At 66.9% G+C, this 25,578-nt stretch carries 27 protein-coding genes and 1 tRNA gene; 15 read left to right on the forward strand and 13 right to left on the reverse strand.

What is annotated here, in order from left to right; translation table 11 throughout:
* Window positions 1–563 precede the first annotated feature (563 nt).
* On the reverse strand, window positions 564–1,796 hold the full coding sequence (locus BLJ79_RS11460) for a hypothetical protein (RefSeq protein WP_071214847.1): 1,233 nt from the start codon (window positions 1,794–1,796) through the stop codon (window positions 564–566).
* Window positions 1,793–2,317, reverse strand: a complete 525-nt coding sequence (locus BLJ79_RS11465) for an RNA polymerase sigma factor (protein WP_175475466.1) — start codon at window positions 2,315–2,317, stop codon at window positions 1,793–1,795. The genes BLJ79_RS11460 and BLJ79_RS11465 overlap by 4 nt, the downstream gene beginning before the upstream one ends.
* Window positions 2,318–2,444: 127 nt before the next feature.
* On the opposite strand from BLJ79_RS11465, the gene BLJ79_RS11470 reads away from it, so the two are divergent.
* Complete coding sequence (locus BLJ79_RS11470) at window positions 2,445–3,299, forward strand: aldo/keto reductase (protein WP_502686098.1); 855 nt, start codon at window positions 2,445–2,447, stop codon at window positions 3,297–3,299.
* Window positions 3,300–3,403: 104 nt separating this feature from the next.
* Here BLJ79_RS11470 and BLJ79_RS11475 read toward each other — a convergent pair whose 3' ends face one another.
* Together BLJ79_RS11475 and BLJ79_RS11480 are read right to left on the reverse strand one after the other, a co-directional pair.
* Complete coding sequence (locus tag BLJ79_RS11475; protein WP_071214850.1) at window positions 3,404–3,967, reverse strand: GNAT family N-acetyltransferase; 564 nt, start codon at window positions 3,965–3,967, stop codon at window positions 3,404–3,406.
* Between the two features lie 9 nt (window positions 3,968–3,976).
* Entirely contained in the window at window positions 3,977–4,330 is a 354-nt protein-coding gene (locus BLJ79_RS11480; RefSeq protein WP_071214851.1) for a MepB family protein, read from the reverse strand.
* Between the two features lie 268 nt (window positions 4,331–4,598).
* Between BLJ79_RS11480 and BLJ79_RS11485 the strand changes: the two genes are divergently transcribed.
* From BLJ79_RS11485 to BLJ79_RS11495, 3 genes are all read left to right on the forward strand, one after another.
* Window positions 4,599–5,021, forward strand: coding sequence for an Hsp20/alpha crystallin family protein (locus BLJ79_RS11485; RefSeq protein ID WP_071214852.1), 423 nt, complete (start codon window positions 4,599–4,601; stop codon window positions 5,019–5,021).
* A 67-nt stretch (window positions 5,022–5,088) separates the two neighbouring features.
* The gene (locus BLJ79_RS11490) at window positions 5,089–5,454 is read left to right on the forward strand and encodes a J domain-containing protein (protein ID WP_286135362.1); all 366 of its coding nucleotides are present in this window, start codon (window positions 5,089–5,091) and stop codon (window positions 5,452–5,454) included.
* A complete protein-coding gene (locus tag BLJ79_RS11495) occupies window positions 5,451–5,819 on the forward strand; it encodes a hypothetical protein (protein ID WP_071214854.1) in 369 nt (122 codons plus the stop codon). The genes BLJ79_RS11490 and BLJ79_RS11495 overlap by 4 nt, the downstream gene beginning before the upstream one ends.
* A gap of 65 nt (window positions 5,820–5,884) precedes the next feature.
* Here the strand turns inward: BLJ79_RS11495 and BLJ79_RS11500 are convergent.
* The 4 genes from BLJ79_RS11500 to tmk all read right to left on the reverse strand — a co-directional run bounded on the left by BLJ79_RS11500 (window position 5,885) and on the right by tmk (window position 9,532).
* Window positions 5,885–5,957, reverse strand: a tRNA-Thr gene (locus tag BLJ79_RS11500).
* Between the two features lie 82 nt (window positions 5,958–6,039).
* Complete coding sequence (locus BLJ79_RS11505) at window positions 6,040–7,596, reverse strand: alpha/beta hydrolase (protein ID WP_071214855.1); 1,557 nt, start codon at window positions 7,594–7,596, stop codon at window positions 6,040–6,042.
* Window positions 7,597–7,668: 72 nt separating this feature from the next.
* Window positions 7,669–8,817, reverse strand: coding sequence for a DNA polymerase III subunit delta' (locus BLJ79_RS11510; RefSeq protein ID WP_071214856.1), 1,149 nt, complete (start codon window positions 8,815–8,817; stop codon window positions 7,669–7,671).
* Between the two features lies 1 nt (window position 8,818).
* Window positions 8,819–9,532, reverse strand: coding sequence for a dTMP kinase (gene tmk, locus BLJ79_RS11515; protein WP_083411237.1), 714 nt, complete (start codon window positions 9,530–9,532; stop codon window positions 8,819–8,821).
* Window positions 9,533–9,597: 65 nt separating this feature from the next.
* On the opposite strand from tmk, the gene BLJ79_RS11520 reads away from it, so the two are divergent.
* Both BLJ79_RS11520 and BLJ79_RS11525 read left to right on the forward strand, forming a co-directional pair.
* Window positions 9,598–10,743, forward strand: a complete 1,146-nt coding sequence (locus BLJ79_RS11520) for a trans-sulfuration enzyme family protein (protein WP_071214858.1) — start codon at window positions 9,598–9,600, stop codon at window positions 10,741–10,743.
* Between the two features lie 10 nt (window positions 10,744–10,753).
* Complete coding sequence (locus tag BLJ79_RS11525) at window positions 10,754–11,059, forward strand: DUF2516 family protein (protein ID WP_071214859.1); 306 nt, start codon at window positions 10,754–10,756, stop codon at window positions 11,057–11,059.
* A gap of 105 nt (window positions 11,060–11,164) precedes the next feature.
* Here the strand turns inward: BLJ79_RS11525 and BLJ79_RS11530 are convergent, their stop codons facing one another.
* The 3 genes from BLJ79_RS11530 to BLJ79_RS11540 all read right to left on the reverse strand — a co-directional run bounded on the left by BLJ79_RS11530 (window position 11,165) and on the right by BLJ79_RS11540 (window position 14,190).
* Entirely contained in the window at window positions 11,165–12,802 is a 1,638-nt protein-coding gene (locus BLJ79_RS11530) for a DUF5671 domain-containing protein (protein ID WP_071214860.1), read from the reverse strand.
* Window positions 12,799–13,266 carry an LpqB family beta-propeller domain-containing protein gene (locus BLJ79_RS11535; RefSeq protein ID WP_071214861.1) on the reverse strand — a complete coding sequence of 156 codons (468 nt, stop codon included), beginning with the start codon at window positions 13,264–13,266 and terminating at the stop codon, window positions 12,799–12,801. Before BLJ79_RS11535 ends, BLJ79_RS11530 begins: the two co-directional genes overlap by 4 nt.
* A 66-nt stretch (window positions 13,267–13,332) precedes the next feature.
* Window positions 13,333–14,190, reverse strand: coding sequence for an SAM-dependent methyltransferase (locus tag BLJ79_RS11540; RefSeq protein WP_071214862.1), 858 nt, complete (start codon window positions 14,188–14,190; stop codon window positions 13,333–13,335).
* 86 nt (window positions 14,191–14,276) lie between these two features.
* On the opposite strand from BLJ79_RS11540, the gene BLJ79_RS11545 reads away from it, so the two are divergent.
* Together BLJ79_RS11545 and BLJ79_RS11550 are read left to right on the forward strand one after the other, a co-directional pair.
* Window positions 14,277–15,020 (forward strand): phosphoglyceromutase, encoded by a 744-nt coding sequence (locus BLJ79_RS11545; RefSeq protein ID WP_071214918.1) that lies wholly within the window; start codon window positions 14,277–14,279, stop codon window positions 15,018–15,020.
* 307 nt (window positions 15,021–15,327) lie between these two features.
* Window positions 15,328–15,630 carry a DUF4193 domain-containing protein gene (locus BLJ79_RS11550; RefSeq protein WP_071214863.1) on the forward strand — a complete coding sequence of 101 codons (303 nt, stop codon included), beginning with the start codon at window positions 15,328–15,330 and terminating at the stop codon, window positions 15,628–15,630.
* Window positions 15,631–15,838: 208 nt separating this feature from the next.
* Here the strand turns inward: BLJ79_RS11550 and phoU are convergent, their stop codons facing one another.
* A complete protein-coding gene (phoU, locus tag BLJ79_RS11555) occupies window positions 15,839–16,498 on the reverse strand; it encodes a phosphate signaling complex protein PhoU (protein WP_071214864.1) in 660 nt (219 codons plus the stop codon).
* A gap of 181 nt (window positions 16,499–16,679) precedes the next feature.
* On the opposite strand from phoU, the gene BLJ79_RS11560 reads away from it, so the two are divergent.
* Window positions 16,680–17,897, forward strand: coding sequence for a sensor histidine kinase (locus BLJ79_RS11560; protein ID WP_286135363.1), 1,218 nt, complete (start codon window positions 16,680–16,682; stop codon window positions 17,895–17,897).
* The gene (locus BLJ79_RS11565; RefSeq protein ID WP_071214865.1) at window positions 17,894–18,574 is read left to right on the forward strand and encodes a response regulator; all 681 of its coding nucleotides are present in this window, start codon (window positions 17,894–17,896) and stop codon (window positions 18,572–18,574) included. Before BLJ79_RS11560 ends, BLJ79_RS11565 begins: the two co-directional genes overlap by 4 nt.
* Before the next feature lie 178 nt (window positions 18,575–18,752).
* Here the strand turns inward: BLJ79_RS11565 and BLJ79_RS11570 are convergent, their stop codons facing one another.
* Window positions 18,753–19,280: a hypothetical protein gene (locus BLJ79_RS11570; RefSeq protein WP_071214866.1), complete on the reverse strand. Its 528-nt coding sequence runs from the start codon at window positions 19,278–19,280 to the stop codon at window positions 18,753–18,755.
* 312 nt (window positions 19,281–19,592) lie between these two features.
* Between BLJ79_RS11570 and BLJ79_RS11575 the strand changes: the two genes are divergently transcribed.
* The 5 genes from BLJ79_RS11575 (at window position 19,593) to BLJ79_RS11595 (ending at window position 25,113) form a co-directional block, all read left to right on the forward strand.
* Entirely contained in the window at window positions 19,593–20,075 is a 483-nt protein-coding gene (locus BLJ79_RS11575; protein WP_071214867.1) for a CarD family transcriptional regulator, read from the forward strand.
* 137 nt (window positions 20,076–20,212) lie between these two features.
* Window positions 20,213–21,487, forward strand: coding sequence for a 2-C-methyl-D-erythritol 4-phosphate cytidylyltransferase (gene ispD / locus BLJ79_RS11580; RefSeq protein WP_286135364.1), 1,275 nt, complete (start codon window positions 20,213–20,215; stop codon window positions 21,485–21,487).
* A 54-nt stretch (window positions 21,488–21,541) separates the two neighbouring features.
* Complete coding sequence (gene cysS, locus BLJ79_RS11585) at window positions 21,542–23,011, forward strand: cysteine--tRNA ligase (RefSeq protein WP_071214868.1); 1,470 nt, start codon at window positions 21,542–21,544, stop codon at window positions 23,009–23,011.
* Between the two features lie 105 nt (window positions 23,012–23,116).
* Window positions 23,117–24,115: a 23S rRNA (guanosine(2251)-2'-O)-methyltransferase RlmB gene (rlmB, locus tag BLJ79_RS11590; protein ID WP_071214869.1), complete on the forward strand. Its 999-nt coding sequence runs from the start codon at window positions 23,117–23,119 to the stop codon at window positions 24,113–24,115.
* 242 nt (window positions 24,116–24,357) lie between these two features.
* On the forward strand, window positions 24,358–25,113 hold the full coding sequence (locus tag BLJ79_RS11595; protein ID WP_083411222.1) for a GlgB N-terminal domain-containing protein: 756 nt from the start codon (window positions 24,358–24,360) through the stop codon (window positions 25,111–25,113).
* Window positions 25,114–25,578 lie beyond the last annotated feature (465 nt).

The following is a 25,578-nucleotide window of genomic DNA, read 5'->3' on the forward strand; positions in this document are numbered from 1 at the left end:
CATAGGCACGGTCGGCGGCCATAGAGAGTGTTGAGATGATGAACCCATGAACGAGCTGCGATCGCATGGAACAGCTGCAGAACGACACGTGCCCTCGGTCGGACGTCGAGCCACCGCTGTYGGACTGCGCGGGCTCGCCTTCTTCCAACTGGCACTCGCGACAGGCGCCCCGTGGGGTCGCGCCAGTTATGGGGGCGCGCATCCCGGAGTACTGCCGGACCACCTCCGAGTCGTCAGCGCCGGTGCCACACTCCTCTATTCCGGACTGTCGTGGGCTGTGGTGAGCACGCGGACGCCGGTGCAACTGCGCCGACGACTTCTCACTGGGGTCGCCGGCCTCATGGGCGTCGGCGCAGTCGTGAACGGCATCTCTCCCTCCTGGCCAGGGCGGGCCATCTGGACGCCGACCGCGGCCCTGTTGGCACTGTCCGCTTGACGCGCGCGTCGACAGGTAGCGCCTCAGCCACCCTCTACTCCCTGCCGGCGCAACAACGTGATCGGTCCACACATCCTCGGATCACTCGGGCGACTTCTACAACGAACTACCGGCGCGGGACACTAGGCTATTTGGCCGGTGCCTCGAACTGGATGACCTCCCCGGAGTATTCCCCGCAGGTTCCGTTGGTGGCGGTGGGGAATCCCGTGAATTCGGCAGTGGGCGTGTCCCCGGTGTCCAAGATGAACGTCGAATCGTCTCCCTCGCCGAGCCACCCGTCGCGCGGCATGATCCGCAACGGGTACCCGGCCACGGGGCTCTCCTGTCCGGCGAACTCTGCAATCGACGCCGACGCGGTGGACCCCTCGGGGAACGACAGGATCTTGACTCCCTGGCGCGTGGAGGCCGCGATGCAGGAACGGGCCTGGGCATCGGTGTGGGAATGGAAGGCCTTGGCCTTGAATCGCTCGGTGGTGCCCGACGGTTTGCCGGTGTAGGCGTAGATCATCTTGAAGGTCGCGAACTGGGCAAGCACCGTGCCGTTGTATTCGACGTCGGGGCGCTGCAGGTAGGTCCCGTCAAGCGTCTTCAGGCTCTTGGCCTCGCCCACGGAGTCGGCAGCGAGCCGCGCAGGATCCGAGACCAAGACGCCGTAGGGTCCCGGCACCGGGGTGATGAGGCCCGGCTTCGCATCGGTGCTGGCCACGACCACCAGCATCCCTTCCCCTGCCTGATCGCCCAGCGCGGCGGCGTCGGAGGCATCCAGCGCGATCGGCAGCCAGGGATCGGTGGCCTGGAACAACGCCTCGCCCTCGCCCAAGGCGGCGGAGGGCATCAGCAGCCAGCCGGTGCTGCGTGCCACGGGCGCGTCCGAGGGCAACGCCGGTCGCAACCATCCGGTGATGCGCACGCCGCCGGCTTCCGAGAAGGCATTCAGCCTCGCGTTGTCGTCCGGGTTGAAGTAGCTTTCCGACGGAGTGGGTGTGGGAGTGGGTGCCACGGCCGGGGGAGCAGCAGGCTGCGGGGCATCCCCCCACGGACCAAGCACCCCGACCCCGGCTACAACCGCACCGGCCGCGGCAACCGCGAGGATGGCCACCGCCCGCCGGAGGTTCCTCGACCGGGGGTGCCGTCCGGTTTCCCGTGCCAGTGCGGTGCCCCTCGCAGTCCCCGGTGCCACTGGGGAGGGACGTTTGGAAAACACCGGCGCATAGTCGCCGCCGGGGATGGCGGCGGTCTGGGCGCGGCTGCGGGCCAGGGCACTGTCATGCTCCGCGCCGCAGGGGTCGGAGCCACGAAGCAGCGCTGCCAGCGACGGATCAAGCTCGTCGTTGGCTGGGGGGACTGGAAGGGTGTTCATGGCCGTACCGCCTTTCGAGTGGGCCCGTGCTGGGTGGATTCCGATTCGAGGGCCGCCGCAAAGGACTTGCGTGCCCGGTGCAGGCGCACGCGGACGGCGCCGGGGCTCGCCCCGAGGATCACGGCGATCTCCTCGGAGGTGAACGAATCCCAGTAGGTGAGCAGCAGCAGCTCGCGCTCGGTTTCTTTCAGGGCCGCCAGGCCCAGGGCCACCAAAGGGTTCTGCACCGCGGGGCGTTGGTGCGCCAGGGAAAGGGCCGTGCGCAGCTTCGTGGCCTTCGCCGATACCCGGTAGGCGTTGCGCAGCAGGTTCCGGGCAATGGCCACCACGTAGGGCACCTGCGGGTGTGCGCCGTCGAGCACCTTCTCCCAGACGATCACGAAAACCTCGCCGGTCAGGTCCTCGGCCAGGTGCGCCGGAAGGATCCGCCGGGCCAGGTACCTGTACACGGTGTCGTGGCAGGCCGCATGCACGGCGGCGAAACGTTCCTCGGCGCTTGGCGCCGGCCGCGGTAGTGTCATCATTCCCTCCATACTGCACTTATGTCCGCAGGTGGGCGCAGTGTTACACGCACCCAGGAAATTCCTTGTTTCGCCCAGCGCTGATCATTCCCGCCGACGCCAATTCCAGTCAATGCACGGTGGCAGGATGGAAAACATGACCAACCTTGTATCCCCAGAACTTTCATTCCATGACGGCAACACCATTCCGCAGCTCGGCTACGGGGTGTGGAAGGTCGAGGACGACGTGGCCGCCGACGTGGTCGTCCAGGCCTTCGCCGCCGGGTACCGCCACATCGACACCGCCCGCATCTACGACAACGAGGAGGGTGTCGGCCGCGCCATTGCCGCCACCGACGTCCCTCGCGAGGACATGTTCATCACCACCAAGGTCTGGAACGCGGACCAGGGCTACGACTCGACCCTGGCCGCCTTCGACGCCTCCCTGGAGCGCCTGGGCCTGGAATACCTGGACCTGTACCTGATCCACTGGCTGCAGCCCAAGCAGGGCAAGTACGTGGATACCTGGAAGGCGATGATCGAGCTGCAGAAGTCCGGACGCGTGAAATCCATCGGCGTCTGCAACTTCACCGTCGAGGCGCTCGCCGAGCTCGAGGAAGCCACCGGGGTGCTGCCGGTGATCAACCAGGTCGAAACCCACCCGTACTTCCCGCAGACCGAACTGCGCGAGTTCGAGGCCTCCAAGGGGATCCTGCACCAGTCGTGGTCGCCGCTGGGCCAGGGCAGCGAGCTGTTGGCCGATCCGGCCCTGGTTGCCATCGCCGAAAAGCACAACGCCACCGTCGCGCAGGTCGTCATCGCCTGGCACCTGGCGCTGGGCAATGTGGTGATCCCGAAGTCGGTGACCCCCTCGCGCATCGTGGAAAACCACGCGTCCCTGGGCGTGAAGCTGGACGAGGCAGACATCGCCGCGATCAACGCGCTGGACAAGGGCGCCGCCGGCCGCATTGCCGCCGACCCGGCCGTCAGCGACTTCGCCTGATCCATGATTCGGGCCCCTTCGGGGCCCGAGCACGTCCAATGGCCGGTGGCCGTGGAGTTCCCTGCGGAATTCCACGGCCACCGGTCGTTGAAGAGGGAGCCGGCTCAGTCCAGGACGGCCCAAGGGGTGGCTGAACGGTCGTCGCCGGCGAGCAGTCCGGCTGCCCAGTCGTCGCGCAATTGGCCGCGCAGCGCCGCTCCCAGGCGCGCGGTGCCCTCGAACCGGAAGCCCAGCTTCTGGGCGACGCGGGCCGAACCGAGGTTCCCCGCGTACGCGTTCCAGCCGACCCGCGCCAGGCCGAGCCCCTCGGGCGCGAAGGCGAAGTCCAGCACGGCATTGCAGGCCTCGGTCAGCAAGCCACGGCCGCGGAAGTCCGGTGCCATCCAGTAGCCCAGGTCGGCGGAGCCGTTGGCGACCCGGTAGAGGCCCACGACCCCGGCCAGGGTGCCCGCCGAACGGATTGTCCAGGTGTGCTCGGTGCCCTCGGCCCAGGTCGTCTCGGTGTGCGAGGTGACGTACTCCAGGGCGTGCTCGCGCAAGTAGGGCACCGGGATCGGCACCCAGTTCTGGATCTCGGGATCCTGGCAGGCGGTAAAAAACGCCTCGGCATCATCGGGTGCGGGAGGAACAAGCTCCAGGTTCGCGGTGGCCAGCGAAAGTCTTTCCATGGAAAAAGACTAGCCGTTCACGATGGTGACGAAGGCGCGCTGCCAAGCCCACGTGGCGCTCGCGCTCCTGTTCAACCCGGTGTCCCACGGGGTGTAGAGCCGAAACCCGCGCTTCCCGGGTTTGCCGCCCGAGGCCAGGATGCCGTGGTCGGGCAGATCCTTGGCCGCAAGGATGAAGTTCTCGACCTCGTCGGAGAGCGAGTACGGCCTCGTCACGCCGTTCTCGTCGCGTTGCCACAGGGCCGTGAAGAGGCCCGCCTTCGTGGGCGTCACCTTGGCCGAGCTGAACACCGCCGGGGTGCCGAGCGCATCGGTCGGTTTCCTTTCATCAACCTCGACTCCAAGGTCGCGGGCGAAAGCCATCCTCACCGGCTGCGGCCGAAAGCGCTATCGCATCCACCCGCGGCTGCCACCGGTACGTCCCGCACCTGCTATCCGAAGGCTCTGCTTTACACGGCCGTCAGCGACTTCGCCTAGACGGGCAATGGCGGCCGGCGTGCGGTGCGGAATTTCACCGGATTCCCAGGAAATTCAGTGTTGCGCCGGTGGCGTGGCGATGCTAAAAAATTAATACCCGCAGCCAAGCGGGGCAGCGGGATCGTCAGATGTCAAAGCTGTGAAGGAGAGAACAATGTTGATGCGCTCAGATCCGTTCCGTGAGCTCGACAAGCTCGCCCAGCAGGTATGGGGAACCGCAACCCGGCCGGCAGCCATGAGCATGGACGCCTGGCGTGAGGGCGACACGTTCCAGGTCGAGTTCGATCTCCCGGGGGTAAGCCCCGATTCGATCGACCTGGATGTTGAAAACAACGTCGTGACCGTGAAGGCCGAACGCGGCGCACTGGGAGAGAACCTCGAAATCCTTGCCGCTGAGCGTCCGCGGGGAGTGTTCAGCCGCCAGCTGGTGCTGGGGGAGAACCTTGACACGGCGAACATCGACGCCAGCTATGACGCGGGCGTATTGACCTTGCGGATCCCTGTTGCCGAACAGGCGAAGGCACGCAAGATCGCCATCACCAGCAAGGAATCCGACCGCCCTTCCATCAGCGCGTAAGGAATCCGAAGACGCCTGCCGGGCGGGGACGCCAACGGGCATCCCCGCCCGGTCCGGGCCAGGAAAATTGAAAGGCATAGCAGTGGAGTTCCGCGATCCCTACGCGGTGCTTCGCCTGGATTCCCGGGCCAGTGCCGCAGAGATTTCCCGTGCCTACCGCGCCCAATTGCGTATGCACCACCCCGATACCAGGGCGGGACCGGACAATGAAGAACATGACCTGCAGGAACGCTTGCAGCTGCAGGCAGTGATGGATGCCTATGCGGTCCTGGGAAACGCCGCCGCCCGATCGGCGTACGACCGCGAACACCAGGAGTCCACCCACCGGACTTCGGTGCCGGTGCGGCGACGGCACGCAGTGCGCGTCGGCAAGCCGGATGTGGTGGCCGGGCCGCTTGTTTGGGTCCCGCCCCGGAAAAGGGGGGCGCCTTGAATGCCTGGCATCGCTATGATGCGCCGCTGCTACCCGAGTTCCTGGAGCGTTTCGAGGCGCGATGGGGCAAGGGCACGGCGCCGTTCCTGGATCCCGAGATCCACGAACTGCCGGTTCCTCGCGCCCAGTGGGTCAACGCGGATACCGGGGCAGCGCTGGCGGTGGTCCCGATGTGGACCGTGGATGAGCGGCGCCGCTGTTTCGCCGTGCTCTACCTGCCGCCCGTGAGTGGGATCTGGATCCTGCGTCCGGGCGTCACCGACTACGTCGAATCCCGCAACGAGGAGGAAATCAAATTGCGCAACGACTCGTTCAAGAAGGCCGTGGAACATGCTCGGTCGTTTATCCACGGGACCGAGCCATAGGGAATCGTTGTTGGAAGCACGAGGGCCCGTCACCTGGTGGTGACGGGCCCTCGAACCAAAAAACGAGCCCCCTGCCAGAATCGAACTGGCGACCTTTTCATTACGAGTGAAACGCTCTACCAACTGAGCTAAGGAGGCACCGTGGTGCGCAAGCACCACAAGTGAACACTTTATAGGAGTCTATCGGCAGCGGTCAAAACGGCCCGGCGCAGGTCCCGGCTCAACAGCGCAATCCGTCGGCCGGAACCGTGCCGTCAAGGAAATAGGATTCCACGGCGTCGGAGATGCAGCCGTTGGACCGGCCGTAGGCGGTGTGCCCGTGGCCCTCGAAGGTGACCAGCGAGGCGGACTCGAGCTGTTCGGCCAGCGACTGGCTCCAGGCGTATGGGGTGGCGGGGTCCCCGGTGGTGCCGATGACCACGATGGGGGCGGCGCCCTTGGCGGTCAGCTCCCCGGGCTTGCCGGTGGCCGGGTACTTCCAGTCCTGGCAGCCCACCGGGCCATAAGCCAGGTACTTTCCGATGGTGGGGGCGGCCTCCACCAGGGCTTCGGCCTCGGCGCGCATGGCCGGGATGCCGGCATCCGTGGGGTAGTCGAGGCAGTTGATGGAGGTGAAGGCGGCGGTGCCGTTGCCGGTGTAGCTGCCGTCCGATTCGCGCCCGGCGCTCAGGTCGGCGAAGTACAAGATGTCATCGACGTTCCCGGCAATTGCGTTGCGCAGCCCCTCGGTGAGCATGGGCCAGGTGGAATTGTCGTAGAGCGGGATGATGAAGCCGTTGACGAAGTCGATGATCGGGACGCGGCGACCGTCGCTGGAGACCATCGGGTTGGCCTCGACGGAATCGAAGAGCTCCCGCAGCTGGTCCAGGGCGTCCTCGAGCTCGCCGGTGAACGGGCAGTCCCCGGAATCCAGGCAGTCCTGCATGTAGGCGCGGATCTCGTGCTCGAACCCGACGGCCTGGCCCATGGTGATTTCGTTGTTGTCCAGCGTGGGGTCCAGGGCCCCGTCCAGCACCAGGCGCCCGACGTTCTGCGGGAAGAGCTGGGCGTAGTGGGCGCCCAGCGAGGTGCCGTAGGAGTAGCCGAGGTAGTTCAGCTGCTTGTCGCCGAGCGCCGCGCGCATCACGTCCATGTCGCGGGCCGCGGAGACGGTGTCCACGAAGCCCAGGGCCTCTCCGGTGCGCTCGGCGCAGAGCGCGGCATACCCGGCGCTGGCCTTGCGCATGGCGGCCAGGCCCTCATCGGTGGTGGCGTCGAATTGCTCCGCGCGGCTGGCGTCCTGCTCCTCGGGGTTCTCGCATTTCACCGGGGTGGAGGAGCCAACCCCGCGCGGGTCGAAGCCGATGACATCGAAGCCGCGCTGCAGCTTTTGTCCGAACATCGTGGGGACCGCGTCGCGGACGATCTCGAGCCCGGAGGCGCCGGGCCCGCCGGGGTTCACCAGCAGGGAACCTGCGGCGTTCTTGGCGCCGGGGCGCTTGTTCAGCGCCAGGGTCATGGTGTCCCCGCCCGGGTTCGCGTAGTCCATCGGAACGCTCAGTTCGGTGCATTGCAGCACCCCGCCGCAGGACTTCCAGTCCAGCTCCTGCGCGTAGAACTTCTCCAGTCCGGCGGGGACCGCGTCCGCCGGCGCACCGGCGGAAGGCTGGGCTGCCGGGGCGGTGGCCGGCGCGGGTGCCGGTGCCGGTGCCTCGACGGTGGCCGTGGAGCAGGCGCCCAGCAGCAGGGCCACCGACCCCAGGACGGCAATCACGGACAGGCGGCGGGGTGCTCTCATGCGGGCTTCGGGCTCCTTGGTGGCGGATCTGGGATCTCGGGGCGGGAAAGGCGGGTAATGATGAAAACGACGCTACTTGGCCGGGCGCAACGCGACCATCATGGCTTCCATGGCCAGCAACGGGGCCACGTTGGCGCCGATGCGCGCGCGGGCCTCTGCGATCGCGTCGATCTTCGCCACCGTGGCCTCGGGCCGCGACGCGTTGGCGTAGGCGTGCAGGTTCTCGCTCAGGTACTCGTTGACCAGCTCGGTGCCGCTGTTGAGCTGCAGCAGCAGCACGTCGCGGAAGAACGTGGTCAGGTCGATCAGCGAGCGGTCCAGCGCATCGTGGGTGGAGCGCCGGGCGCGGCGCTTGGCGTTTTCCTCCAGGGCCTTGAACTGGCCGCGTTGCTGGGCCGGGATGGGCGAATCGGCGTCCATGCCCAGGGCGGTGCGCAGCGCCGCGGCTTCGCTCTCGGCACGTTCGGTGGACGAAGCGGTGGCCTCTGCGGTGGACAGTTCCACCAGCTCGGCCGCGGCCATGACGGCGTCGGAGACCGAGCGGATGCGCAGCGGCATGCGCACGGTCCGGTCCCGGCGGCGGCGGGCCTCCTCGTCGCGGGCCAGCCGGCGGGCAATGCCGATGTGCGACTGGGACACCCGGGCGGCGAAGTCGGCCTGTTCGGCGGTGAGCCCGTCGCGGCGCACCAGCAGCTCGGCGACGGCCTGGCGGGTGGGCACCGCCAGGGAGACCGAGCGGCAGCGCGAGCGGATCGTCACCAGCACGTCGGCCGGGGACGGGGCACAGAGGATCCAGATGGTGTGCGGGGGCGGCTCCTCGATGGACTTGAGCAGCACGTTGGTGGTGCGCTCGGTCATCCGGTCCGCGTCCTCCACGATGATCACCCGCCAGGGTGCGGTGGAGGGCCGGTCCTGGGCCTTGGTGATCAGTGTCCGGACGTCCTCGATCTGGTAGTTGACCTTCTCGGTGGCGATCAGCGCGACATCGGGGTGGGTTCCGGCCAGCACGGTCACGCAGGCCTTGCATTGCCCGCAGCCGCGCTGTGCCGGATCGGGCACCAGGCATTGCAGGGCCGCGGCAAAGGCGCGGGCCGCGTTCGAGCGCCCCGAGCCCGGGGGACCGGTGAACAGCCACGCGTGCGCCGGGTTGCCCTCGGCGACCGCGCGGCGCAGCGCGGTGATGGCCTTGTCCTGCCCCGGCAAATCGTCCCAGACCTCCACGTTAGGCCCCCGGCCGCTCGAGCAGCGCGGCGACGGCGACGGCGATGGAGGAGGCCAGTGGCTGGACCCCGGTGGCGGCATCCAGGACCAGGTAGCGGCCCGGCTCGCGGGAAGCGAAGTGCACGAAGGCATCGCGGATGCGGGAATGGAACTCGTCGGGTTCGGATTCGAGGCGGTCCTCGGCCACCGGCTGTCCGTCGGCGCCAACGGTGCGCCGGGAGCGGCCGTCGGCCGGCGTGACGTCCAGCAACACCGTCAGGTCCGGGACCAGCCCGCCGGTGGCGAAGTCGTTGATGGAGCGCACCGCGTCCTCGCCCAACTCCCGTCCGATGCCCTGGTAGGCCAGCGACGAGTCGACGTAGCGGTCGCAGACGACCATGGTGCCCGCGGCCAGGGCGGGGCGGATGACCTGTTCGACGTGGGCGGCACGGGCCGCGGCATACATCAGGGCCTCGGTGCGTGCATCGACGGTGCCCTGCCCGTGGTCAAGGACCAGGGAACGCAGCTTCTCGCCGATCGGGGTGCCGCCGGGCTCGCGGGTGTGCAGCACGGTGTGCCCGTTTTGGCGCAGGTCCTGGACCAGCAGGGCTGCCTGCGTGGATTTTCCGGCACCGTCACCGCCCTCGAAGACGATGAAGCGGCCTGCGTTGACGGGGTTTGGCTGCGCGTTGCTCACGCCTTCTAGCCTATCCGCACCGAGCCCCTGTCGGCTCATCGAGCGGGCGTCGGCGCGCGTCACCATCTGGGGCGCGGGCCGGGCCAGGGAGTAACCTGAAAAACATGACTCGCCCCGCTTCCGCTCCGTGGGCCCCGGACACCGTCGTGGTGTCCGCCGGACGCCCGCCGCACGCCATCGACCAGCCCGTGAACCCGCCCATCGTGCTTTCCTCGACCTTCCACTCGCTGGGGGCCCCGGGAGCCGGGGAGAAGGTCTACGGGCGCTTCACCAACCCGACCTGGGACCCGCTGGAGGAGACCATCGCCACCCTCGAGGGGTGCGAGCTGCCGGCGCTGGCCTACGCCTCGGGCATGGCCGCGGTGGCCGCGGCGCTTTCGCTGCTGCCGGTCGGCGGCACCATCGTGATCCCGGCCCACGCCTACAACGGCTCGCTCTCCCTGGTGGCCGAGCTGCAGGGGACCCTGGGGCTCACGGTGCGCCACGTGGACCTGGCCGACACCGAGGCCGCGATCGCCGCCTTCGCCGGGGCCGACATGGCCTGGCTGGAATCGCCCACCAACCCGATGCTGGAGGTCGCCGACCTGCCGGTGCTGCTGGCCGCCGCCCGCGCCGCGGGCGTGCTGTCCGTGGTTGACAACACCTTCTCCACCCCGCTGCGCCAGCGSCCGCTGGCGCAGGGCGCCGACGTGGTGGTGCACTCGGCCACCAAGTACATGGGCGGGCACTCGGACGTGGTCCTGGGCGCCGTGGTGACCGGGAACCCGGAGCTGCGCACCCGCCTGCACACCATGCGGACCCTGCACGGGGCGATCCCCGGGCCCTTCGAGGCCTGGCTGACGCTGCGCGGCATCCGCACGATGGCCCTGCGCCTGGACCGGGCCGAGGCCAACGCGATGGAACTGGCCGTGCGCCTGTCCTCCCACCCGGCGGTGTCCAAGGTGCGCTACCCGGGGCTGCCGACCGATCCCGGGCACGAGCGTGCCGCGGCGCAGCTTGACGGGTTCGGGGCGATCCTGTGCCTCGAGGTCGAAGGAGGCGCTGCCGCGGCCGACGCCATGCTCGCACGGCTGGAATTGTGGACCCCGGCAACCTCGCTGGGCGGGGTCGAGTCGCTGGCCGAGCGGCGCCGGCGCCACCAGGGGGAACCGGACACGGTCCCGGAGAACCTGGTGCGCCTGAGTGTCGGAATCGAAAACATCGAGGACTTGCACGCCGACCTCGTCGCCGCGCTGGGCGTTGGCGGCTAAGCTGAACCCCATGGTCTACGCGCACTTGTTTGAGTACTATCTGCTGTTCGCCCTTGGCATCGTTGCCGCGGTGCTGGCCCTGCTGGCGCTCATTGACGCCGTGCGGCACCCGGCCGCCAACTACCAGCGCGAAAACAAGCGCACCAAGCCGTTCTGGATGGGCATGACCGCCGCCGCGACCCTGGTCTGCGTGCTCTCGGTGCTCTCCGGCGGCGGCGGCGGGATCTTCCAGCTCATCGGCGCCTGCATCGCCTGCGTGTACCTGGCGGACGTCAAGCCGGCGGTGTCCGGCAAGGGCGGCTACTACAACTACTGAGCATCCGGCGGGTTCCGCACCCGCCGCACCGGTGCCTCGAACGCGGCCGGCACGCCCCCTCGCGGGAGCGTGCCGGCCGCGTTTCCCGGTTCTGGGTGCTCGCGGCTAGCGCACCGTGTCCGCATCCAGCTCGATGGCCTCGACCCGGTCCCCGGGCCCGGCCAGCAGCAGCACGCGCGCGGCCTCCAGGCCTTCCAGTGCCGGCAGCACCGCCTCGAGGGCCGTGGTGCCGCCTTCGGCACGCGGGAGCACCGTGACCACGGCGCCGGTGTGCGCCGCGATGGCCGCGGCCAGGTCCCGGGCGTTGGCGCCGGCGACCAGCAGCACCTCCCCGATTGCCGGTGCCTGTTCCTTGGCGGGCGCCGGGGCCGCGGCACGGTCGTGCCGCCACAGCGCGAAGTGGTACCCGGCCACCAGCCCGGTGGCCACCAGCAGGCCCAGCGGTGCGCGGACGCGTTCGAGCAGGCCCGTGCCGCCGGCGTCCCCGAGCATGAACTCGAAGAGCCGGAAGCCGATCACCAGCAGCGTGACCAGGGCGACCACGGCGCTGATCCCGAAGACCAGCACCAGGTAGATCCGCCGGCCGTGCGGTTCCGCTGGACGGGCCGGACGCCAGGTGAACCACCAAAGTGGCCCTCCGATGGCCAGGGAGCTCAGGCCCGCCAGCAGCAGCGCGGTCGCGTCGGTGCCGCCCAGCCGCGTGGTGCCCGTGGCCAGGGCGGCATTGATGACGACCCCGATCCCCGAGGCGGCGGCGGCCAGGGCGATCCCGGAGATCGCCAGCTGCGCCGCGGCCGGGACCGGCTCGGGCCGAGCCCGCGCGATCCGGGCGTGGTACAGCCAGGACAGCGTGCCAAGCAGCGCGGCGGCCAGCGCCTCGGGTGCCGGTTCCAGGATCGCCGGCACCGGGTCGGTGCGATCCAGGCCCAGGCGCAGCAGCACGTAGAGCAGCACCCCGGCCCCGCCCAGGGCCAGGAGCGCGGACCCGGCGACGCCGATTGCCACCAGCCCCACGCCGGCCAGCTTGGTGTGCAGCTCGCGGGCGCCCTCGCGGACCCAGTGCCACCACCAGATCAGGATGCCCCCGGCGGCCCACACCAACAGGCCGAGCCCGGGCCGCCACCACGGAACCCCGATGGCCGCCAGTTCCCCGTCGGTCCCCAACGCACGCTCGAAGAGCACGGCCAGCGCGTTGGTGCCGGCACCCAGGCCGATTGCCAGGCCCAGGACGGTGCCCAGCACGAGCGGGACCTTCGCCAATGCCTCCGGGCCCCGGCTGCGGTGCCCCAGGATCCACCGGTGCCACACCCAGACCCCCGCCCAGGGCAGGGCCTGGGCCAGGGAGGACTTCCAGGAACCGGTGTCCCCGCCGGCCAGCGAAGCCAGGGCGCCGATGCCGAAGCTGGTCGCGGTCACCAAGGAGGTCACATACATGGCAGAGACGTAGATGCCCCAGGCCGTGGCGCGGCGTTCGGCCGGATCCGCCAGCATGCGCCAGGAGGCCCAGAACGCCACGGCACCCAGCGGTCCGCCAACCAGGGCCAGGGCCAGCCACAGCGCCAGCGACGAAGAATCATTGAACGCGATCGTCTCGGACGCGGTGAACACCCTGCCCAGCAGCCCGCCGACTCCGGAGGCGGCCAGGGACACCAAGACGAAGAGGAGAGCAAAGAGAATGATGCGGCGCAGCGTGCCCAGGGCGGGGGCGCCGGGGCGGCTGGTTGCCGCGACGGGGGCGCTCACGGCCCGACTTCCGTGTCCTGGCAGGTGAGCAGGGGCCACGGGGCGTTGGAGATCAGCCACCTGTCACCGATCCGGGACAGGCCGAAGGATTCCTCGCTGGCGTATTCGGGGCCGGAGAAGGGGCCGCCGACGTTGGTGTAGGAAATGGAAACCGCGACATCGGCGGTGGTCTCGCGCTGGGTCGTGGAGATGAGCGCAACGCGGATGTTCCGCTCCGGGGTGACCGACTCGAACCCCTTGCACCGGCTGTCCGCACCGGGCTCGAGGAAGCGTGCGGCGGCGGCCTCGTCCCCGCCGATGACGGCGGTGACATAGCCCTGCACCACCCCGGCCGGAGTGGAGGCATCCAGCGGTTTCGGTGCTCCCCGAGTGAGCACGACGACAACGGAAACGAGCACGAGTGCGGCGATCACGCACAGCAGGACCAGAAGAGGTTTCCCGGGCCGCCCAACATCTTTGGCCATGGCACAAGTATGGGGCCACGGAGGGTGTTTTGCACACCCGCGGGGGATCGTGAAATCCGGGGCTGGCTAGTTCAGTTCCGCCAAGGCCAGGGCGCCGGTGCGCGGGGCCACGGCCTTCCACTTCACGGTCAGCTCGCCGAGACGCCAGCGCGAGGCCGAGTCGCAGATCGGCCAGCCGTTCTCGCGCAGGGCCCGGCACATGGCCACGAAGCGCTGTTTGTTTCCGAAGGAGGCCAGCGGTGCGGCGGAAAGCCATGCGGCATCGGCCGCTGCGAGGAATTCGTGGATGCGTTCGCCGGCGATGTTGCGGTGGATCAGTGCCTTGGGAAGGCGCTCGGCGACATCGGAGGGGCGGGTGAAGGCGCCGAAGCGCAGGGAAATGCTCAGGGTCTGCGGGCCGTTTTTCGTCACGGCGACCCAGGAGCTGCGCCGGCCGATCTCATCGCAGGTGCCCTCGATGAGCACGCCGTTCTCGGTCAGCCGCCCGGCCATGGTTTCCCAGATGCCGGCCACGTCTTCCTCGTCGTATTGCCGCAGCACGTTGAAGGCGCGGATCACGGTGGCCTGCGTGGGAATGGGGATCTCGAAGCCGCCCAGCAGGAAGTCGAGCCCTTCCAGGTGCAGGGCGGTTCCGCGGGCCACGCGTTCGGGTTCGATCTCGATGCCTACCACTTGGGCCAAGGGTGACACGGAGCGCACGCGGTCGAAGAACTCGACGGCCGTGGCAGGGGACGCTCCGTAGCCCAGATCCACCGCAATGGGCGGGGCCCCGGTGGTTCCGGGGCGCAGGCGCCAGGCCTGGGGCCCGGTCATCCAGCGGTCCACGCGGCGCATGCGGTTGGGATTGGTGGTCCCACGGGTCGTATTGCCCAGCGGGCGACCGGTCAGCGACCGTCCGCCGAGCCGAGTCGCTTTCTGAACCATTGGCTTAAGCGTAAAGTGCCCGGTGCCGCGACCCGCGCGTGTCACGGAATAAAGTAAGGCACTTCACGCGTCCTAGAATGGGTTTCATGACTTACACCCTGATCCTGCTGCGCCACGGGCAAAGCGAGTGGAACGAAAAGAACCTGTTCACCGGTTGGTACGACGTCACGCTCACCGAGCAGGGCCGTGCCGAGGCAACCCGAGGCGGCAAGCTGCTCACCGAGGCCGGACTGGCCCCGGCAGTGCTGCACACCTCGCTGCTCAAGCGCGCCATCATCACCGCCAACCTGGCCCTGGAGGCCGCGGACCTGTCCTGGATCCCGGTCAAGCGCAGCTGGCGCCTGAACGAACGCCACTACGGCGCCCTGCAGGGCAAGGACAAGGCGGAGACCCTGGCCGAATACGGCGAGGAGCAGTTCATGGAATGGCGCCGCAGCTACGACACCCCGCCGCCGGCCCTGGCCGACGACTCGGAATTCAGCCAGATCAACGATCCGCGCTACGCCAACCTGGGCGACGACGCACCGCGCACCGAGTGCCTCAAGGACGTGCTGGTGCGGATGCTTCCGTACTGGGAAGACGAGATCAAGCCGGACCTGGCCGCGCACAAGACCGTTTTGGTCACCGCGCACGGCAACTCGCTGCGCGCCCTGGTCAAGCACCTGGACGGCATCAGCGACGAGGACATCGCCGGCCTCAACATCCCCACCGGGATCCCGCTGGTGTACGAATTGAACGAGGATTTCACCCCGGTCACCCGTGGCGGGCAGTACCTGGATGCGGACGCAGCGGCCGACGCCATCAAGGCCGTGGCCAACCAGGGCCGCTAGGGTCCAGCACGAGATTCCCCTCCGAGGGGGATTCTCGGGGCCGTGTCCCCTGCCCGGGCGGGCGGGGGACACGGCCCCGATCCGTTGGGCGGAAGGTGCGTTTTTGGCGGTTTGCGGAGCCCGCAAGCAAGGCCGCCCACTGTGTCCGGCGCCATGCGGATGCGGCGGGCCAAGGCGCCCCGAATGTGTGTCTGATCACAAAATGTGCGCGACGGGCTTAAAAAGAAGAATTGGCACTTGCGCACACGGGTTCATGCTGTACTGTGTCGTCTCGACGTACCCCTGAATCACGTAAGGATTGCATTTCGTGGCAACTGATTATGACGAGGTCCGGCCAGACGTAGCCGAGGCCCGTAAGGCCTCCCTTGAAGCGGTCAAGTCCGCAAACGCTCCCGACGCACGCAGCGTCTCCCGAGACCTGGATGAGGAAGACACCTCTGACGGTGTCGAGCTGGCGGGTGCCGACCTGTCGAACGAGGAACTGACGGTCACCGTCGTTCCGCAGAAGGAAGACGAGTTCCTTTGTGGCTCGTGCTTCCTGATCCGCCACCGCACGCTGCTGGCGCGCGAGGCAAATGGCGTGGCATACTGCCGCGACTGCGAAGGCTAAGGAAGCCAACGCCCACCAAGCTCTGCCGCTGCACTTTTTCGCGCAACGGCGCCCGCCCATCGACGGCCAATGGTCCTCGGTGCCGAGGGTGTCCGCGTGCGGGATGGTTGTGGCGGTTTGGCGTTTAAGCGCACAAGGCGCAGCACAAAAAACGCGCCGGCCCGGCCCCGTGGGGGTCGATCCCGGCGCGTTTTTCGCGTCTTGAAGGCTAGAAGCCGGTGATGTCCGGATCCCATTCCCCGGTGACCAGGTAGGAGACCTTTCGTGCCACCGAGACGCCGTGGTCGCCGAAACGCTCCAGGTAGCGGCTAGTCAAGGTGACGTCGGCGGTCATCGGCCCGGAGTGGTTCCACTCGGGGGCGGCGACCGCCTTGAAGATCGAGACATGCAATTCATCGATCTTGGTGTTCAGCTCGATGATTTCCCGTGCCACGGCCAGATCGCGGCTGTCCAGCAACTCCCCGACCTTCTTCGCGATCGCGATGTCCAGCTCGGCCATGGCCTTGAAGGTGGGGGCGATGGAATCGGGGACCACCTGCTGCGGGAAGCGCAGGCGGGCCAACTGGGCCACGTGGCGGGCCAAATCGCCCATGCGCTCCAGCGAGGCGCTCATGCGCAGGGATCCGACGATCATGCGCAGGTCCGAGGCCACCGGGCCCTGGAGGGCAAGCACGTCGATGGCGCGCTCATCGAGCTGGTTCTGCAGGAAATCGATCTTCGCGTCCTCGCCGATGACTTCCTGGGCCAACTCGATGTCCGCATTCGCAAACGACTCATAGGCCCGTTCCATGGCCGAGGCCACCAAACGAGACATCTCGATGAGTTCTTCTCCGATTTGCTGCAGATCGGCCTGGAAAACCTTACGCACGCGGGCGTCCTTTCACTACGGTGGGGCACCGCGTCCGGCACGGACGACGGAACTGTTCATGTCCATTGTTACAGCACCGGGTGAATCATCCGGGGGAACGAGGTGAACGTTTGGTGAATGAGTCGCCGATTTCCCCGCTTTGGCGCGGGTCGGGCTTCGAACCCCGGCTAGGCTAGGAGGCGTGAATGATGTCTTGCTATCGGTGGTTGCGGGCCTCGTCGGGTTGGCCCTGGGCATTGTGGGCATCATGGCGTACCGCGGCTCGATGCTCTCCCGCGGCGGGCTGCCCGTGGTCGGCGAACCAACGCTGCCCGAAGGTTCCGCCGAAGTGCTCTCGGTCATTGGCCGCGCCTTCGTGATCCTCGACGAGGTCGACGGGGTGGTGCGCGCAAACCCCGCCTCCTATGCCTATGGACTGGTGCGCGGGCACACGCTGATCCATGAGGAGCTGCGCGCCCTGGCCCGCAAGGTCCGCGCCGACGGCGTGATCGCCGAGCGCGAATTCGAGCTGCAGCGCGGCACCATGGGTGCCACCAGCATGTTCGTGCACGTGCGGGTCGCCCCACTGGGGGATGAATACATCCTGCTGCTGGCCGACGACCGCACCGAAATCACCCGCACCGCCGCGGTCCGCAACGACTTCGTCGCCAACGTCTCCCACGAGCTGAAGACCCCCGTCGGGGCGATCTCGCTGCTGGCCGAGGCCATCGACGGTGCCGCCGACGACGAGGTTGCCGTGCGCCGCTTCACCACCCGGCTGCACAAGGAATCGGCCCGGCTGGCCGCGTTGGTCCAGGACATCATCGAGCTCTCCCGCCTGCAGGGCACCGACGTGGTACAGGCCGGAGAGTCCATCGACCTCAACGACGTGCTCGCCGAGGCGGTGGACCGCAACAAGCTGCCGGCCGAGGAAAAGCGCATCAAGATCTCCGTGGGCGGCACCGTGGAACAGGCGGTCTTCGGCGACCGCGACCTGCTGATGACGGCGTTGCGCAACCTCATCGACAACGCGATCCGCTACTCCCCGGAAGACACGACCGTGGGCGTGGGGCTGCGGGCGCGCGACGGATTGATCCAGATCTCCGTCACCGACCAGGGCCCGGGCATAGCCCCGGACGAGCAGGAACGGATCTTTGAACGTTTTTACCGCATTGACGCGGCACGCTCCCGACACACCGGGGGCACCGGGCTGGGGCTGAGCATCGTCAAGCACGTGGTGGCCAACCACGGCGGCGAAATCACCCTGTGGTCGCAGCCCGGACAGGGCTCGACCTTCACGGTGCGCCTTCCGATGCTCGAGGAATCCAGCGAACAAGACAGATCGCTTCCCTCGCGGAACGATCACATACAACACGGCGCGCGCCCTTCGGGCGCTCTGCCGGAAGGAGGCCGGGGATGACCCGTATTTTGCTGGTTGAGGACGAGGAATCGCTTTCCGACCCGTTGACGTACCTGCTGGAAAAGGAGGGCTTCGAGGTCCGCGTGGCCGAGAACGGCCTGGATGCCGTCACCGAGTTCGAGCGCCACGGCGCCGACCTGGTGCTGCTTGACCTGATGCTTCCGGGCCAGCCCGGCACCGAGGTGTTTCGCCAGATCCGCATCACCTCCCAGGTGCCGGTGATCATGCTGACCGCCAAGGACTCGGAAATCGACAAGGTCGTCGGCCTGGAGCTGGGCGCCGACGACTACGTCACCAAGCCGTACTCCTCGCGGGAACTGGTGGCCCGCATCCGTGCGGTGCTGCGGCGCCAGGGCGAGGGCGACGAGCTGGTATCCAACATCGTGGCCGCGGGCCCGGTGCGCATGGACGTGGAACGCCACGTCGTCTCGGTGCGCAGTTCGGAGGTTCCGATGCCGCTGAAGGAATTCGAACTGCTGGAAATGCTGCTGCGCAACGCCGGCCGGGTGCTGACCCGCGGGCAGCTGATCGACCGGGTCTGGGGATCGGACTACGTGGGGGACACCAAGACCCTGGACGTGCACGTGAAGCGGCTGCGGACAAAGATCGAGCCGGAGCCGGCTGCCCCGGTGCACCTGGTCACGGTGCGCGGGCTGGGCTACAAGTTCGAGGCCTAGTCGGCCGGTGCGACGGACCCCGTCTTGGCGCTGCCAAGCCGGGGTCCGTCGCATGCTTCGCCCGGGCATCTGGGGCCAACGACGGTTAACGACAAAAACGATGGGCCCGGAGGATTCCTCCGGGCCCATCGCTTTTGAATCTTGAATTCCACCGTCGGCGCCGTGGCGCCCGGGCCGCCTAGTGTTCGGCTGGCTTCGGGGACGGGGTCAAGTGGTTGAGGACGCTCGGGTCGAATCCGCCCGGAACGTACTGGCGGTATTCCTCGAGCGTGCCGTCGATCACCGGGACACCGACCTCATCGGAGTTCGGTCCAACAATCAGCGTTGCCTTGGCGTGGGCTCCGGGGGCCACTCCGGTGGAAGGCAGGAGCTTTTCGTTCTCCGTCTTTTCCAGCTGGACGGCGCTCTTGGCGGGGACCGCAATGGTGACCGAGCCGGTCGACAGCTTCAGTTCCAGGGACTGGGCGGTGTCGGTGTTGTTGACCAGGGAGCCAAGTACGCGGGCCTCGTCGGTGGCGCTCTTGGTGACGAGCATCAGGTTGCGGACATCAAGTTCGCCGACATTGAGCACGATTCCATCGGATGCGGCGTACTGGAACGTCGTCGCTTGTTCGTTGATGGCGCCACAGCTTGTAACACCAAGGGTCAACATGGCCAGTGCGGCTGCTGCAACGACGCGGCGTCCACGGTTCTTCTGTGCGGTCATCACGGCACAAACTCCTCAATCAGGTTCGAGTTCGGGTGAGCTCGTGGGCACACGGGTTGCACCCGAGGGAGCCACTCTCGTCCCCTAGCCTAATGGGTTTTGTTCCGAATGTATGATTCGGCCCCCGGCGTAAGTGTCATCAATGCGCTGATCAAGACACTGAACCGACCCGAAATGACCGCTTGACATAGCACTAGATCGGCCGCTTGGGAAGGGCCAAAACCGCGCCATTGCTAGGGAGTAGGGGAGGGCCCCGAATCGTTTTGACCAATTATCGTGATAAACTGGTTAACGGGAAAGGGGTTTATCCACATGGTTTTTGAGGTTGGCGAGACAGTTGTCTACCCGCACCACGGTGCAGCAATGATCGAAGAGATCAAAATGCGCACCATCAAGGGCGAAGAGAAGATGTATCTCAAGCTTAAGGTTGCCCAGGGTGATTTGACCATCGAGGTTCCGGCAGAAAATGTCGATCTCGTTGGTGTGCGCGACGTAGTTGGGCAGGAGGGCTTGGACCACGTATTCGAGGTATTGCGTGCCGAGTTCACAGAAGAGCCTACCAACTGGTCACGCCGTTACAAGGCGAACCTGGAAAAGCTGGCTTCCGGCGACGTGATCAAGGTGGCAGAGGTCGTTCGTGACCTGTGGCGCCGTGACAACGACCGCGGTCTTTCCGCAGGCGAAAAGCGCATGCTTGCAAAGGCACGCCAGATCCTGATCAGCGAACTTGCGCTGGCCAAGAAGCTCGACGAAGAAAAGGCAGAAACCGTCCTCGACGAGGTCTTGGCTTCCTAGCAGCTTTCCAGCACTATTTGATTTGAACCCCGGTGGGGGTCCGGACTCCGCAAGGAGCCCCGGACCCCCACCGGCATTTAACCCGCCATCTGCCGGGCATCGCCGACGGGGAAACGAACACCGCTAGGCTTGGGTGCGTGAATTCCCCCATTTCTCTAAGCCGGCCAGAGATCCAACAAACGGCGATCATTGTGGTTGCGGCCGGCTCTGGAACCAGGCTGGGCTTCGGCATCCCCAAGGCACTGGTTCCATTGGCCGGGCGGTCGCTGCTTGAGCACGCACTGGACCGCATCCAGCAGGCAGGCTGCGCAGCCCAGGTCATTGTCGTCCTGCCCGGCGGCGACACGGAACTGGCGGCACGCGCCGCCGGCCATCCGCTGAAACCACGCTGCGTCGATGGAGGGGAGACCCGCAACGACTCGGTCCGGGCCGGGCTTGCTGCCCTGGACGCGGGAACCGAACGGGTCCTGATCCACGATGCGGCCCGCGCCCTGACCCCGCCGGAGGTCTTCCGCCAGGTGGCCACGGCGCTGGTTGCCGGGGCCCGCGCGGTGATTCCGGTGGTGCCGGTGGTGGACACCATCAAGCAGGTCGCCACCGACCCGGGCCACGGGCAGCCGCACATCACCGGCACCCCCGCCCGCGAAACGCTGCGCGCGGTCCAAACCCCGCAGGGCTTCCACGCCCCCACGCTGCTGGCCGCCCACCGACACGCTGCCGGCCGGGACCGGGCCGAAGCCGAGGCGATCACCGACGACGCGATGCTCATGGAGATGCTGGGCGAGCGCGTGGACACCGTGCCGGGAGCAGCCGCGGCGCTGAAGATCACCACCAAACCGGACCTCGTCCTGGCCGAATCCATGCTGCTGCGCCATCCAGAGAAGGAAGCCCCGATGACCGAGCCCACCGGCCACCCGGCCCCGCTGTTGATCCCGCGCACCGGAATCGGGATCGACGTGCATGCCGTCGCCGATCCGTCCGAGTCCCGGCCCATGTGGCTGGCCGGGCTGCACTTCCCCGGGGACCAGGGCCTGTCCGGGCACTCCGACGGGGATGCCGTGGCACATGCCGCCTGCGACGCGCTCTTCTCCGCGGCCGGGATCGGTGACCTGGGCACGCACTTCGGCACCGACCGTCCCGAATACGCCGGTGCCTCGGGTGCCACGCTGCTGGCCGAGGCGGCCCGCCTGGTGCGCGAGGCCGGGTTCGAGATCGGCAACGTGGCCGTCCAGTTCGTGGGCCGCCGCCCCAAGTTCGCCGCACGCCGGCTGGAGGCCGATGCCGTGCTGAGCAAGGCTGTCGGCGCCCCCGTCAGCGTCACCGCCACCACCTCGGACGGATTGGGCTACGAAGGGACGGGCGAGGGATTGACCGCCTACGCCACCGCACTGGTGTACTCGGTCCGCCCCTGATACACCCCGACGGCAGCGCACCGGGGGTTTGACCGCCTCGGATAACCTGTACTGGTGAGCATCCGTTTTTACGACACCAAGCAGGCAGCGACCCGGGACTTCGTTCCCCTGATCGAGGGCAAGGTCGGGCTGTACTATTGCGGCGCGACAGTCCAGGGCATGCCGCACGTGGGCCACGTGCGCAGCGCCATCGCCTTTGACATCCTCACCCGCTGGCTGGAAAACCGCGGCTTCGAGGTCACCGTGGTCCGCAATGTCACCGACATCGACGACAAGATCCTCGAAAAGTCCGCGGCCTCCTTCGCCGATGACTTCGAGGGCGACGAGGACTACTTCGCCAACGAGGCCTGGTTCGCCCTGGCCTACCGCTTCGAGCAGGAGTTCGCCTCCGCCTACGACACCCTGGGTGTGCGCCGGCCGACCTACGAGCCGCGCGCCACCGGCCACATCACCGAGATGCACCAGCTGATTGCCACGCTGATCGAGCGCGGCCACGCGTACCCGGCCCTTGACGACTCCGGCGACGTGTACTTCGATGTGCGCTCCTTCCCCGCCTATGGCTCGCTGACGCACCAGAACGTCGACGACATGCAGGGTGCCCCGGACGCCGATCCGCGCGGCAAGCGCGACCCGCGCGACTTCGCCCTGTGGAAGGGCCACAAGGACACCGACCCGGAATCTGCCTCCTGGCCGAGCCCCTGGGGCGCCGGCCGCCCGGGCTGGCACCTGGAATGCTCCGCCATGGTCACCAAGTACCTCGGCACCGCCTTCGACATCCACGGCGGCGGCCTGGACCTGCGCTTTCCGCACCACGAGAACGAGATGGCCCAGTCGATGGCCGCGGGCCACGACTTCGCGAACTTCTGGATGCACAACGGCATGGTCACGTACCAGGGCGAGAAGATGTCCAAGTCGATCGGCAACACCATCTCCCCGGCGCAGATGCTGGAACTGGCCACCCCGCGCGTGGTCCGCTACTTCCTGGGCCAGGCGCACTACCGCTCGCAGCTGGACTACCGACCCGACTCGCTGGCCGAGGCCACGGCCGCGGTCGAGCGCATCGACACTTTCGTCGCCAACGCGCTCTTGCGCATCCACAATGTCGGTCCGAACGACGACTTCTCCATCGACATGCACAACTTCGAGGTCACCGAGGCGTTTGCCAACGCCATGAACGACGACCTGAACGTGCCCCAGGCGCTTGCCGCCCTGCACGAGACCGTGCGCCGCGGCAACACCGCGCTGGCGGCCGGCGAGATGGATACCGCGGACGAGGCAATGCAGCAGGTCATGGCCATGACCTACGCGCTGGGACTGGATGACACCATCGAGGCCGGCGGCGGTGCCGACTCGGCCCTGAGCTCGGCTCTTGACGTGTTGGTTGCCGCGCAATTGGCCGACCGGGCCGCCGCCCGCGAAGCCAAGGACTGGGCACGCTCGGATGCCATCCGGGACACTCTGGCCGCGGCGGGAATCGTGGTCGAGGATTCCGCCGACGGCGCCCGCTGGAGCTTGAAAGCGTAAGTTGCCCCACAAAGGGCAAGGAATCGACGTTCTTTGTCGCTAAAATGGGCGGGGCGGTGTGTGAAATCGCCGTGCCGTCCGCCCCGATCCTAGGAATACACCATCATGTCTGCTGCACAGAAGCGTTCCGGCGCCATACGCAAGAGCAAGAAGGGCCCCTCCGTCGGAACCGGCGGATATGGCCGCAAGGCACTCGAGGGCAAGGGCCCCACGCCCAAGGCCGAGGACCGCCCCTACCACAAGGCGTACAAGAACAAGGAGCTCGCCGAGCGCTCCGCCGCCAAGCGCGGCCCGGCCAAGGGCGCTGCTCCCCGTGGCCGCAGCACCGGAGGACGTTCGAAGAACAGCGAAGAGCTGGTCACCGGGCGCAACTCCGTCGTCGAGGCACTCCGCGCCGGCATTCCGACCAAGGCCCTGTACATTGCCATCCGTATCGACGTGGACGAGCGTGTCCGCGAAGTCTTGAAGATCGCTGCCGAGCGCGGCATCCCGGTGATGGAAACCGGCAAGCCTGAACTGGACCGGATGACCGACGAGGCCATCCACCAGGGCCTGGTTCTTCAGGTACCGCCGTACAACTACGCCGATGCGCTGGAAACCGTCAAGGCCACCATCTCCAAGTACAACAAGGGCCATATTAAGAACGCCCCGCTGTTCATTGCCTTGGACGGAATCACCGATCCGCGCAACCTCGGTGCCATCATTCGTTCGGCCTCGGCCTTCAACGCCCACGCGGTGATTGTTCCCGAGCGCCGCTCGGTGGGCATGACCGCCTCGGCGTGGAAGACCAGCGCCGGTGCCGCGGTGCGTGTCCCGGTTACCCGCGCTCCGAACCTGACTTCCACTCTCAAGGGCATCAAGGAAGCCGGCGTGTTTGTCATCGGACTCGATGGCGAAGGCGACGTTTCGCTTCCGGATCTTGGCCTGGCCACCGATCCCCTGTGCATCGTTGTGGGTTCCGAGGGCAAGGGCCTGTCCCGCCTGGTGCGCGAGAACTGCGACTTGATCGTCTCGATCCCGATCAACTCCAACATGGAGTCGCTGAACGCATCGATGGCAGTTGGCATCACGCTGTACGAGGTTTCGCGCAAGCGCAGCAAGTAGAGCAACACCGTGCACCGGGCACTGCCCGGAAGGCGCTAGGCTTTCATGAAAGTGGTTCGACGTTTCTGGCAAGGATTCGTCGGACCGCTTTCTTCGTTAACGCGGGTTCCGGTGCCCCGTGGCGGCCCAGCGGACTATTCCCAAGCCCGGCGATTCTCGATAGCGTGAAACACGAGGGAACGCCGGGCTCCGGATTGGAGCTGGGGGAACTTCTCGTCGCAGCGAAGGGATGGAGAAACGCCATGGGTCCAACGCAGCTAGATGCCGACGACTATGCTCCGCAACGGCTTGAGGAATCCTTGGGTGCACCATTGCACGTGCGGCCCGAGGTCTTGGAAGCGGTTGAACGAGGCGAAGACAAATCCCCGCATGCGGTCCTCGGCCCGCACCTGAACCGCTTGGGTCATGTGGGTGTCCGGACCCTGCAACGCGATGCCCTGGCCATCAACATCCTGACCAAAACCGTGATCGTTCCCATGGCACGCGAACACGGAGACATTTGGGTGGGCCTGCTTGAAGCCAAGGAGATCGGGCGGGTTCCCGATTACCGGATCCAACGCATTGAGCCCGACGGGGTACGGGTGGTCGACGATCCGTACCGGCACACACCTCGCCTTGGCGAGATGGAGCTGCATCGAATCAGGACCGGGGGAGTGCAGGTGCAGGAACTCCTGCTTGGTGCACACCCCCAGCACTACTCATCACCCATGGGGGAGGTGGAAGGCACCGGTTTCGTGGTCAAGCAGGACGAAGCCGTGGCCGTACGTGTGTGCGGCGACTTCAATATCTGGAACGGTTCCTCCCACGCCATGCGCAAGCTTGGAAACAGCGGGATCTGGGAGATCTTCATCCCCGGTGTGGCCATCGGGGCCAAATACCGTTTCGAGTACCTGGAACCCACCGGTACATGGGTCGAGTACGCCGACCCGGTTGGCCATTATTCGACCGAGGATCCGGACACCATCTGTGTGGTCCAACCCGAGGGATTCGAAGCTTAGGAATGCAGGAATTTTCAATGCAATGACCACCCGCCACGGACCGGCAAATGCTGTGGGCCAGTTCACAGGAATCCAATTTGGCAATTTGTGCTGGTTTTGGGCCGTTATATGACCGAGATTCCCCGTGATTCTGCGGTTTGCACGCTTCGCAGGGCGAAGAAAGCCTGCGTTTGGACATTCGGGCGGGTTGCGCGTAGAGTTGTTTCTCGCACCGAGCCCCGCAGCGTAGCCCGAAAGGGAGAGCAGCGGAAGGCGGATGCAAAGAATTCCAAATGAATTTCGGAAGTCGATTTGACTCCGGGTTTGAATGGGACTAAGCTTGAAAAGTTGCTCCAGAGCGAAGCGCCGGCAGGAAACGTCAGTCCGGGTCGTGGAAGTTGGAAGCGTCTGTTGTTTGAGAACTCAATAGTGTGCCAAGTTTGTTGATACCAATTTATTTATTTTATTGGTGAATGGTTTCAGGGT

The sequence above is a fragment of the Arthrobacter sp. UCD-GKA genome, from assembly GCF_001863355.1.
Lineage (GTDB): Bacteria > Actinomycetota > Actinomycetes > Actinomycetales > Micrococcaceae > Paeniglutamicibacter.

Coding starts and splice junctions, on each gene's coding strand:
- tmk (WP_083411237.1), bottom strand. CDS start 9,532: ATGAGCCGACAGGGGCTCGGTGCGGATAGGCTAGAAGGCGTGAGCAAC.
- BLJ79_RS11565 (WP_071214865.1), top strand. CDS start 17,894: ATGACCCGTATTTTGCTGGTTGAGGACGAGGAATCGCTTTCCGACCCG.
- BLJ79_RS11505 (WP_071214855.1), bottom strand. CDS start 7,596: ATGAGAGCACCCCGCCGCCTGTCCGTGATTGCCGTCCTGGGGTCGGTG.
- BLJ79_RS11460 (WP_071214847.1), bottom strand. CDS start 1,796: ATGAACACCCTTCCAGTCCCCCCAGCCAACGACGAGCTTGATCCGTCG.
- BLJ79_RS11470 (WP_502686098.1), top strand. CDS start 2,445: ATGGAAAACATGACCAACCTTGTATCCCCAGAACTTTCATTCCATGAC.
- BLJ79_RS11485 (WP_071214852.1), top strand. CDS start 4,599: ATGTTGATGCGCTCAGATCCGTTCCGTGAGCTCGACAAGCTCGCCCAG.
- BLJ79_RS11575 (WP_071214867.1), top strand. CDS start 19,593: ATGGTTTTTGAGGTTGGCGAGACAGTTGTCTACCCGCACCACGGTGCA.
- BLJ79_RS11465 (WP_175475466.1), bottom strand. CDS start 2,317: ATGACACTACCGCGGCCGGCGCCAAGCGCCGAGGAACGTTTCGCCGCC.
- BLJ79_RS11525 (WP_071214859.1), top strand. CDS start 10,754: ATGGTCTACGCGCACTTGTTTGAGTACTATCTGCTGTTCGCCCTTGGC.
- BLJ79_RS11570 (WP_071214866.1), bottom strand. CDS start 19,280: ATGACCGCACAGAAGAACCGTGGACGCCGCGTCGTTGCAGCAGCCGCA.
- BLJ79_RS11480 (WP_071214851.1), bottom strand. CDS start 4,330: ATGGCTTTCGCCCGCGACCTTGGAGTCGAGGTTGATGAAAGGAAACCG.
- BLJ79_RS11540 (WP_071214862.1), bottom strand. CDS start 14,190: ATGGTTCAGAAAGCGACTCGGCTCGGCGGACGGTCGCTGACCGGTCGC.
- BLJ79_RS11535 (WP_071214861.1), bottom strand. CDS start 13,266: ATGGCCAAAGATGTTGGGCGGCCCGGGAAACCTCTTCTGGTCCTGCTG.
- rlmB (WP_071214869.1), top strand. CDS start 23,117: ATGTCTGCTGCACAGAAGCGTTCCGGCGCCATACGCAAGAGCAAGAAG.
- BLJ79_RS11545 (WP_071214918.1), top strand. CDS start 14,277: ATGACTTACACCCTGATCCTGCTGCGCCACGGGCAAAGCGAGTGGAAC.
- BLJ79_RS11475 (WP_071214850.1), bottom strand. CDS start 3,967: ATGGAAAGACTTTCGCTGGCCACCGCGAACCTGGAGCTTGTTCCTCCC.
- BLJ79_RS11595 (WP_083411222.1), top strand. CDS start 24,358: ATGGGTCCAACGCAGCTAGATGCCGACGACTATGCTCCGCAACGGCTT.